Source organism: Peptoniphilus hominis (ex Hitch et al. 2025) (genome assembly GCF_040096015.1).
GTDB lineage: Bacteria > Bacillota > Clostridia > Tissierellales > Peptoniphilaceae > Peptoniphilus_A > Peptoniphilus_A hominis.
The window spans coordinates 1-9,882 of the sequence record NZ_JBBMFO010000041.1; the positions used below are offsets into that span (position 1 = coordinate 1).

8 protein-coding genes, 1 tRNA gene and 1 other RNA gene are annotated in these 9,882 nt (G+C 33.7%); 5 read left to right on the forward strand and 5 right to left on the reverse strand.

Annotated features, from left to right (window positions below; all coding sequences use genetic code 11):
* Positions 1–141: 141 nt before the first annotated feature.
* The 4 genes from WMO19_RS09145 to WMO19_RS09160 form a co-directional block, all read right to left on the reverse strand.
* A complete protein-coding gene (locus WMO19_RS09145; protein WP_349171543.1) occupies positions 142–1,065 on the reverse strand; it encodes an Abi family protein in 924 nt (307 codons plus the stop codon).
* Between the two features lie 169 nt (positions 1,066–1,234).
* Positions 1,235–1,576, reverse strand: a transfer-messenger RNA (tmRNA) gene (gene ssrA, locus WMO19_RS09150).
* A 49-nt stretch (positions 1,577–1,625) separates the two neighbouring features.
* Positions 1,626–2,255, reverse strand: coding sequence for a VanZ family protein (locus WMO19_RS09155; protein ID WP_349171545.1), 630 nt, complete (start codon positions 2,253–2,255; stop codon positions 1,626–1,628).
* Positions 2,252–2,890, reverse strand: coding sequence for an HAD family hydrolase (locus WMO19_RS09160; RefSeq protein WP_311566063.1), 639 nt, complete (start codon positions 2,888–2,890; stop codon positions 2,252–2,254). The genes WMO19_RS09155 and WMO19_RS09160 overlap by 4 nt, the downstream gene beginning before the upstream one ends.
* 188 nt (positions 2,891–3,078) lie before the next feature.
* Between WMO19_RS09160 and WMO19_RS09165 the strand changes: the two genes are divergently transcribed.
* The 5 genes from WMO19_RS09165 (at position 3,079) to WMO19_RS09185 (ending at position 7,963) form a co-directional block, all read left to right on the forward strand.
* A tRNA-Pro gene (locus tag WMO19_RS09165) sits at positions 3,079–3,155 on the forward strand.
* A gap of 360 nt (positions 3,156–3,515) precedes the next feature.
* A complete protein-coding gene (locus WMO19_RS09170; RefSeq protein WP_332087339.1) occupies positions 3,516–4,970 on the forward strand; it encodes a carbon starvation CstA family protein in 1,455 nt (484 codons plus the stop codon).
* Positions 4,971–5,047: 77 nt separating this feature from the next.
* Entirely contained in the window at positions 5,048–5,368 is a 321-nt protein-coding gene (locus WMO19_RS09175) for a hypothetical protein (RefSeq protein WP_288166213.1), read from the forward strand.
* Between the two features lie 16 nt (positions 5,369–5,384).
* Positions 5,385–6,263 (forward strand): MoxR family ATPase, encoded by an 879-nt coding sequence (locus WMO19_RS09180; RefSeq protein ID WP_349171547.1) that lies wholly within the window; start codon positions 5,385–5,387, stop codon positions 6,261–6,263.
* Positions 6,264–6,271: 8 nt separating this feature from the next.
* Positions 6,272–7,963 carry a VWA domain-containing protein gene (locus tag WMO19_RS09185; RefSeq protein WP_349171549.1) on the forward strand — a complete coding sequence of 564 codons (1,692 nt, stop codon included), beginning with the start codon at positions 6,272–6,274 and terminating at the stop codon, positions 7,961–7,963.
* Positions 7,964–8,053: 90 nt separating this feature from the next.
* Here WMO19_RS09185 and WMO19_RS09190 read toward each other — a convergent pair whose 3' ends face one another.
* The gene (locus WMO19_RS09190) at positions 8,054–9,670 is read right to left on the reverse strand and encodes an alkaline phosphatase (RefSeq protein ID WP_349171551.1); all 1,617 of its coding nucleotides are present in this window, start codon (positions 9,668–9,670) and stop codon (positions 8,054–8,056) included.
* Between the last annotated feature and the right edge of the window lie 212 nt (positions 9,671–9,882).

Below are 9,882 nucleotides of genomic sequence, written 5' to 3' on the forward strand. Positions count from 1 at the left end.
AGGTTTTTTGCTTGAAGCTAAAGCTAGTATTCCTACCACCAGCATAGCTGGTGGTTTATTCATGCTAAAGCGTACAAAAAAACCGAGAACTCAAAGTTCTCGGTTAAAAAAAACTATTTAGTTTTTCCCTTTGTGGTTACATTATATAGCATTGTCACAAAATAAGTCAATTACTTTCTTAACAAATTTATAATCATCTATTAAAATTTTATTTTTTTCGTACTTATCTTTATTTCTTATAACTCTAATATCAAAAAATTCTTTTATCTCTTTAAATCTATGTGTTTTTATTTCATCACTTTTAACATATAAGTTAAAAGCATAAAGCAAACAAATAAAATCATGTATAAATAAATTTCTCAACTTTCTTTTTATAAAAACTCCATTGTATTCATCTAAATTGTTCTTTAAAAATTTATATATACCATCGAGATAATATTCTCTCTTGTCTGGGAGATTGTGAATAAGACAATTACTATGTGCAGATGCATTTCTTATGTCTCTAACACGAAATAAAATATCACAATCTGCAAAATTATTTTCATAATTTTCTACATAAAACTTTATAAATTTTACTAAAGTACCAAAGGATATGACTTCAACAAAGGTCCATATTGGATAATTGGGATGTGTAAACTTATCTAACAGATTTCCAACATAGCCTTTCCCTCTTCTTCCATATAATTCTTTCTTAATATTATATTCTGTATCTCCCTTGTTATTTCCTAAACTATCCAAAAATTCCAAGGTAAGATTTACATCGTCTAAACCATTGTTTTCTATTGATTTGAGTAAATTTACTTTTAAAGAGTGCTCTAAATTTAAAATAGTTTTTAAGATTAAAAATTTAAGATGCATATCAATTGTAGATAAATCCTTTAAATGAAAAAAATCTAAATCTTTATACTTTCCCTTTTCATCTTTTTTAAAATTATGTCTATAAGATGAAACTTTTACATAGTAATTATGCTCTTCTAAATAATGAATAGCTTGTTCCTTACTAATTTCGCAAAATTCAACACCCTTATCATTAAGTTTATTAACAAGCTCTATAGAGTTGAGCAATAAAATCACCCTCTTAAAATAATTTTCTTATTACAAAAATTATAACACAAAGAATTATTAGCTAACTCACTAAAATATCTTCAACAAGTCTTTTTTTAATATTTTAAAATTTATTTAAAGCAAAAATAAAAAGCCATCCATAAGCATGAATGACTTTAAATTAAAATTTTGGTGGAGGCGGCGGGAGTCGAACCCGCGTCCGAAGACTTCTTACAGAAAGATTCTCCGAGTGCAGACTCCTCTTAAATTTCCCCTGTATTACTAGAGTGTCAAACTCATACAGAGTATCGCCATTAACCCCCTCTGCTATGGCGCATTACAGAGTTCGTTTGCCCGCTAATTTGAAACCCGGTTACAGTTCGCGGCGTCTGGCCGGATTGCTACCTAATTAGGCAGCTAGTGCGAAATTATTTTCGTCGTTTATTTTTTATAGACCATTTTAGCGTTGTGTGATCCATCAACGACTCGCTACTTAAAGCTCAAAATCCCCGTCGAAACCATTTTCGCCCCCATATGAAGTTAGACTAAAATTATACTAAAATTCCGCCTTTTTGTCAATTTTAGCCCATCTCAGTCTTCTTCAATTTTTTTCTCTTTTTCTTGGCAAATTTAAATCTTAAATTTTTCTTCCAAATAAAATATCCAATCACTGACCCAAGGACATTTAACATCAAGTCGTCAATGTCAACAGACCTTCCTATAAAAAATTGTATGAACTCAACAAAAAAGGAAGAAAAAAAAGTTATGACAAGGATCTTTGAAAGACTTCTCGCCTTTGGAAAGATTTCTGCCACAAAAATTCCAAAGGGCAAAAATATTATTACATTACCCATTACATTTGTCATTGTGTGAAGGAAACCTGAATATTTTATGTAATTTTTTATAGTTCTAAAGGGAACTAGATTTACGCCCCAGGCTCCTGATGTTATTCTGTCTTTAAAATTTCCAACGAAGTCAAAGTTTTCGTTAGTTAGATTTATTCCTGAGTTGGCAATGTAGGAGTTAGGTGTAAATAACATTATTACTAGAAAGGCAAGGTAGCCTGCAAAAAGACTCAAGAGAAATTCCCTAAAGCCGTTGGAATTTATTTTTCTGTGGGAGAAAAATTTTACTCTCACCATGGAAAAGACTAGAAAGGTAATTATGAAGGCAGGTATTGTCCTTGCCGCAAAAAATAAAAATAATCTCATATATTTTTTAGTTCTATTAAATTTGTTATGGAATATTTATTTTCTTCTACAACTAAGTGCCACTTGTCCTTGGAATTTTCATCGTAGATGCCCACTGTCTCAAGGCCTGCACTTTTGGCAGTCCTAAGGGCAAGATAGGAGTCGTCAATTAAATATACATCCCTTGGATCTTCCTTTATTTCAGAAGTTATTGTAGTGAAAAATTTTTCTTCGCCCTTTATGTGACCAACTGAATCTGCTGTGTAAAGTCCTTCAATATAATTGTCAATGCCGTATTTTTTTATGACTATGTCTGCAAAGTGCTTTGCTGTTGATGTTCCTATGACAATTTTTTTGTCCCTGTCTTTAAAATATTTTAAAATTTCAAGGGCATTGTCCTTTAACTTAACTTTGTTGGAATAAAAATCTATAACTGTGTCGCTAAAACCATTATAAAGTTCTTCAAAGCTTTCGCTTAACTTGTAATAGTCCTTTAAATACCTAAGGGAAGTGTTAAGGCTCATGGTGGTCATCTTGTGTTGCACACTGTCTTCTATGTCTATTCCCTTTGTCTTCATAAAGTCGCGAGAAACTCTTCTCCAATATCCCATGGAGTCCACCAGGGTTCCGTCTAAATCAAATATAATAGCTTTCATGTTACCTCCTTCTTTAATAATACTTATATTTTAGTTGTAATCTTTTTATAAATCAACTATAATAGTCTTCTAAGTGCTTTTAAAAATTTTTTTAAAAAGTCTTTGACAAAATTTTTTTTCATGTTATAATAATATCTGTTCGAAAATTAAATATAAAGAATATAAAATTCTTGTAAAATTTTCATTGTCGGGGTGTAGCGCAGTTTGGTAGCGCACGTGGTTTGGGACCATGGGGCCGGGGGTTCGAATCCTCTCACCCCGACCATTTTATTTTAAGGCTTAGGCCTTATTTTTTTGTCTAAAAACATCTTTATGGACCTAAGTCCATTAATCCTCTTAAGATTTTTCTAATTTTCTCAATTTATTAAATGTTTTAAGTTCCAATAATATTTTTAATAAAATTTTACTTTTCTATAAGTTTTTTCATAAAAGCTCCCATAAAATTTTCCAAATAATATTAATAATTTTTAAATAAAGATTTTAAATTAAAACTTTGTAAAAACATTTTTACACAATGTTCTGCAAACGATTGATGCGTTGAAATTCTTCGATGTTATTTCCTTGTATTTATAAGTTCATTGTTCTATAATTGAACTAAGAATAATAAAAGTAAAGGAGGATTTATATGTTACTATTTATTATTGGACTTATAATATTGCTTGGTGGCGGATTTTTCTACTCAAAATATGTAGAAAGTCAATTGGCACCAGACGACAGAGAAACTCCAGCTGTTAGAAAGGCTGACGGAGTTGACTATGTAGTAATGAGTCAAAAGAAAAACTGGCTCATCAATCTACTAAACATTGCAGGTATGGGACCAATCATTGGACCTATCCAAGGTATTCTTTTTGGACCTATTGCTTTTCTAGCAATTCCACTTGGATGCGTATTTGCAGGATCAGTTCATGATTACATGACTGGATTTATTTCAATGAGAAATGGTGGATCACAAGTTCCTAAGCTCGTTGGAAAGTACATTGGCGATGGAGTTCGTAAATTCTACAATATTGTTATTGCAATCTTACTTCTACTTACTGGTGTAGTTTTTGTCTACACTCCTGGGGACTTAATCGCAAATGATATTCTTAAGGCTGGAGCTGATTCAAATGTTATTTGGATTATCTATGCAGTAATTTTTGCTTACTACATTGCATCAACTGTACTTCCTATCGATAAATTAATCGGTAGAGTTTATCCAATCTTTGGTGGTTTCCTAATTGTATCTGCTATTGGAGTATTTATTGGAATCTTTATTAAGGGTTCAGGACACTTGGCATTTGAAAATGCTGGACTTCTTGCAGAACACCCACTTGGACAAAGGTTTATCCCATCATTCTTTATCACAGTTGCTTGTGGTATCTTATCAGGTTTCCACGGTTCTCAAGTAACACTTATTTCTAGAACTGTTAAATCTGAATCAGAAGCTAGAACAACTTTCTACTCAACTATGATTGCTGAAGGTTTCATCGCCATGGTTTGGGCAGCAGGCGCAATGGTTCTATTCTCTTCTGGACAAGCTGCACTTGACACTCCAGGAACAATTATGGTTGGTCAAGTTTCTAAATACTTCATGGGTAATGTTGGTGGACTTCTTGCAGTTCTTGGTGTTATTGCACTTCCTATCACTTCTGGTGATACTGCTTTTAGATCTCTAAGACTAATAATTGCTGAAGAATTAAATATTGACCAAAAGGCTCCTTCAAAGAGAGCAGGACTTTCTGCTGTATTATTTATCCCAGCTTTTGCAATCCTATACTTTGCAAAGACAAATCCTAATGGATTTAACCTTCTTTGGAGATACTTTGGTTTCACAAACCAATTCGTAGCAACTTTCGCACTAGCTGTTGCCACTATTTATTTAATTGATACAGGTAAGAATTATATTATTACTCTACTTCCAGGAATCTTCTATGTATTTATAGTATTCTCATTTATTATTAACATTAAGGGTCTTGGACTTGGATTGCCATTCTCAATTGCATACCCTGCAGCAGGTGTTATTGCAGTACTATATGCTTACTTCGTAATCAAACTTGGCAAAAAGAACAAAACTAGAATTGAATCTATAGTTTTAGATTAAATGTTTTAAAATTTTAGATTAAATATTTTAAAGTAAGAGGTGGCTGGAAATGCCACCTTTTTTTGTTAGGAGGTTTTATGAATTTTATACTAAATGATAAGGCTTTAACTTATCTTAAAAATAAAAATAAGGATAAAATTTTTATCAATCCCGACCTTGATGCTAAGGCTTGTTGCTGCGGCGTGGGCACCTTTGACTTTGACATAAGCATAAGGGATGATGAAGACATAAGTAGGTATAAAAAAGTTGATGTCTCAGGCATAGCTGTTTTTTATAATCCCACTATTGATCTTTACCTGGAAGGTCGAGAAGACATGGATATAATAATATCTGCAGTGGGTCTTGGCAGTTTTAAAAAATTATATGTTGAGAACGAAATAAATTCAATTGACCAGTGAATCGATGAGTGATTAGATGAAAAATAATAAAATTGACGAATTTATAAAAAATTATGACTTAGATGAAAAATATAAAAATAGAATACCAGATCCTCACTTCTTTTATTCTGGCGATGAAATTTTAAGGGAGGCAATCTCCGCAGTCTTGGCAGGCAAAAATATTCTCTTAGTTGGCGACAAATCCACAGGCAAAAATGTTTTGGCGGAAAATCTCGCCTATCTTTTTAAAAGGCCTCTTTGGAATTTGTCCTTTCACATAAATATTGACAGCTCAGTATTAATTGGAGATGACACATTAAAAAATGGAAATGTCCTCTTTAGAGAGGGACCTATAACAAAGGCTGCAAATTGTGGCGGCTTTGTTGTCCTAGATGAAATCAATATGGCAAAAAATGAAGCCATGGCAGTCCTTCACTCTATACTGGACTACAGAAGAATAATTGATATACCAGGCTACGACATAATTAAACTTCACCCTGCAACGAGATTTATTGCCACAATGAATTATGGCTATGAGGGCACAAGAGAATTGAATGAAGCCCTTCTCTCTCGTTTTGTAATTATAAAGATGCCCCTTATATCTCGCGAGAGACTTGTTGAACTTATTAAAAAAGAATATCCAAGTATGAAGGATGAGTATGTGGGAAACATTGCCTTTTTCTTTTACGATTTAAAATTAAAGGCAGAGGCAGGAGAAATTTCCAGAACTGCACCAGATCTTAGGGGGATCTTTGATGCCATTGACCTTGTGAGAGAGGACTTAAGTCTAACTTCTGCTCTTGATCTTACTATTGCAAATAAGCTTTTTGATTCCTATGAAGAAGAAATTTTAAAGGACTTAATAAAGACGAGATTTAAAGAAAATTTATATTTTAAAGATATTTTCCAAGAGTGATTTTTACTATGACAAATAAAAATTCAAGAAAAGAAGAAAATCGAATAAAAAATATAATTTGGGATGGGTCCATGGACTATGCCAAGGAGCCCTTTATCACTGGTGAAGACATCTCTGGCAATCCCGACTTTTATCTAAATTTAATAATTGGCCTTTCTGCAAAATATTTTGGCAGCGACAATTTAGAAAAAATTTTTAATAATTGGCAGTACAATCTCCACAGAGATAAGTTTGATTTATTTGCCATTTTTCTCCTAGAAGATTTGGTCTACGAAAAAGAAGTAGGGTCCCGACAAGTCTTGACACCTCTTCGCAAGCTTTACGCAGAAAAATTTTTGGAAGATAAATTTGATTTGCAGAGAAAAAATTTGGCTCTAAAAGAAAATTTATTCTTCGAAATGCAGCTAAAAAAGGTCAACAATATTTTAGGCATGCCCTATAAGTTAAGCGACAAGAGAGAAAATATTTTTGAAAATTTAAGGCTTCCGGAAGATACTGATGAGAAAAATTTAGAAGAGAGAATCTTAAATATTTTTCGTGAAAATTTAAGTTACAAGGAAAATGAAGTCTTAAAATTTTCTCCCATAAAAAATTTTACCCTCTTTGACAGCCTGGGCTTTGTCAAACTTGAAAGATCCAATAGTCCAACTATTTTCGGCGATTTTCAAGAGAAAAAGGCTTCTGGTCTTACAGGCTTTTTCTATTCCCTTGCCCTAAAAAGGCGAAGGGAAAAAGAAAAATACATTGAGGAGACCTTTGGCAAGTCAATTTACTCTGAGGAAGAGATGAAAATAATCCAGGAGAAATATTTATATGGCGCCCACAAAAAGTCAAGGCTTCACTACACAAGAGGGCAAAGCCACAAAAATATTGATGAGAAAAATTTTGACGACCAGGCAATAAATAGGCACCTCTTAAAATTTAAGGAAAACAGAAATTTTTACAACAATGAAATTAAAAGTCTATCCAAAAAAATTAGGCTGGCTCTTTCCAATCACTCTGGCATAGAAGAAGTGGTTACTAATAGCGGCAAACTCATTTCAAAACTTGCCTACAAGTCCATGATTTCTGATAAGGTAAATATTTTTTCCAAGAAAATTTTAAATCTCAACTCCTACTTAAAGGTAGACCTAGTCCTAGATGCCTCTGCATCCTTAATGGACCTAGAAAGCGACATTGCCATTGAGGCATATATTGTGTCCAAGTCTCTTGAAAACAACGAAATATTAAATCGTGTGATTTCCTACGAGACTGTAGGCGACTACACAGTCATCACTATCTTAAAAGACTATGAAGATAAGTGCGACTTTGAGAAAATTTTTAGGTACAGGACTGCCGGTTGGAACCGCGACGGACTTTTTTATCGTGCCTACCAAAACCTAGTGGATTTAAAAAACGAAAATCACCTTTTAATTGCCCTAACTGATGCCCACCCTCGCGACATAAGGCCCTTGGCTTCAAAAAACTTTTTCGGCTCAAAAAATTATTCTGACCAAAGCTCTTTAGAGGACACAAAAAAGGAATTGGACAAGCTAAAAAAACTGGGCATTCACACATCGGCAATATTAAATAGCGATAAAATAGAAAATGCCAAATTTTTGTTTGGACGAAATTATATTAAAATCAAAAGCGTAAAGGAAATTGCCAATGTGGCTGGCCGCTTTATTCAAAGAGAAATTGCAAATATCGAGAAAAAATAAAAACTGCAGCTGTCAAGGTGGCCGCAGTTTTTTTGATGGATTTGAAATCTAATTAGGATTATCAAATATTTGGATTTATTAAAATTTTTATTATTTAACTAGGTCAAAAGCTTTTTGTGGAACATATACGGCTCTTGTGCTGTAAATTGTAAGTCCGCCAAGTTCAACTTTTTCGCCATTTTTAATTGCGTAGTTCTTTGATATTGGGAATACAATTTTGTCTTCGCCCTTTGTTACAATAGCTTCGTAATCATTTTCGCCCTTCTTCACAAAATTAACCTCTGCTCCCTTGTCTTCGAAGCCCTTTCTAATTGGTTGGTAAAGTTCTTCAGTTAATTTGTCAAGGTCTAGGTCAAGTACATCTTCAAGGTATCTTCCAATTTCATAGTTGTGAACTGTTCCAATAAGTCTTTCTGCCTTATCTGATGTTGAGTAAGAGTAAAGTCCTATATCTCCGCCAACGTGTCCGCCAGTTGTCCATGCAATGTGGCTTCTTGCAGAGATAATTCTTCCCATTGCTGAAACTATATCTTTTTCACTTTTTATTAAGTTCATTTCTTCTTCTGTCAAATCTTTGATGCCAAAGTCCTTTGCCATTACATCTTTTACATTTGACTTGTCTTCTTTAACTTCTTCTGCCGCCTTAGTTACAGAAATTTTTGCAGATAAAATTAAATCTGTAAATTCATTAAGAGGAGTCTTGTCATAGCCCTTAGTGATGTTTCTGTGTCCAAAAGTTATTCCGCCAGTTCCATGGTCTGCTGCAATTACAATAACTGTGTCCTTGTGTGTGTCTGCAAAGTCTTTTGCAACTTTTACTGCATCGTCAAAGGCTTTGATTTCGTGAATAAGTGCAACTGGATCGTTGGAGTGAGCTGCCCAGTCAACTTCTGAACCTTCAACCATTAAGAAAAATCCCTTGTCATTTTTTGAAAGGACCTTTAATGCCTTGTCAGTCATTTCTGCAAGAGAAGGCTTGTTTACTTTATCTCTGTCAATTTCATAAGGGAAGGATTTGTCTTCGAAAAGTCCCCAAATTTTGTCGCCCTTTGAATCTTCCATTGCCTTTTTAGTAGTTACATAATCGTAGCCTTTGTTTTTAATTTCAGCAAGAAGGTCTTCCTTGTCTTTTCTAGTTTCTTTACTTAAATAAGTGCTGCCTGCTCCTAGAACCACTTCCATGTCTTGGTAAACTTGTTGTTCGCCAAGGTCTTCATAGTTGTTTCTGTCAGGATTGTGAGCAGAGAAGTCAGCTGGTGTTGCGTGTTGAATATTTGAAGTTGAAACAATACCAGTGGATCTTCCACTTCTCTTTGCACCTTCAAGGACATTTGCTATAGGTTGTTTTGCCCTATCCTTTTCAAGTTCAGCAGCGCCTGGCATGCCAGCCTTTGTTGGATAACATCCTACAAAAGGTGATTCTGTTTTTATTCCTGCTGCCATAGCTGTGGCTGCTGGAGCAGAGTCTGCAATAGGTGTGTTTGAATTGTTTGTTCTAACAAGACCTGTTGCCAAATCATCCATTACAAATTTTTTGTCCTTAGTCATCCATCTTGCTGTAGTTGATGCTTCTATGCTCATGCCATCAGGTATCATCATGATTACATTTTTGGCACTGCCATAATCTTTCTTTTCAGCAAAGGCAAAACTTGGTGCAAGAGTTGCCACTGCAAGTGTCACTGCCAAAATTTTCTTAAAACTTTTCATTTCTTCCTCCTAGATTTTCTTTAGCTATAATGTAACAGAGGAATGTAAAATTAATATTTATCTTATGTAAAAATATTTTTCATCTTCATAAATAAAATTTATGGGCTGCAAAAATTTTCTACACAAAAATTCCATAAAAACCTGCTAACAAAAGTCAAGCTTAACCTGAAATTAATTTCAGGTTATTTTTTATTATTTAAATAATTAAATTA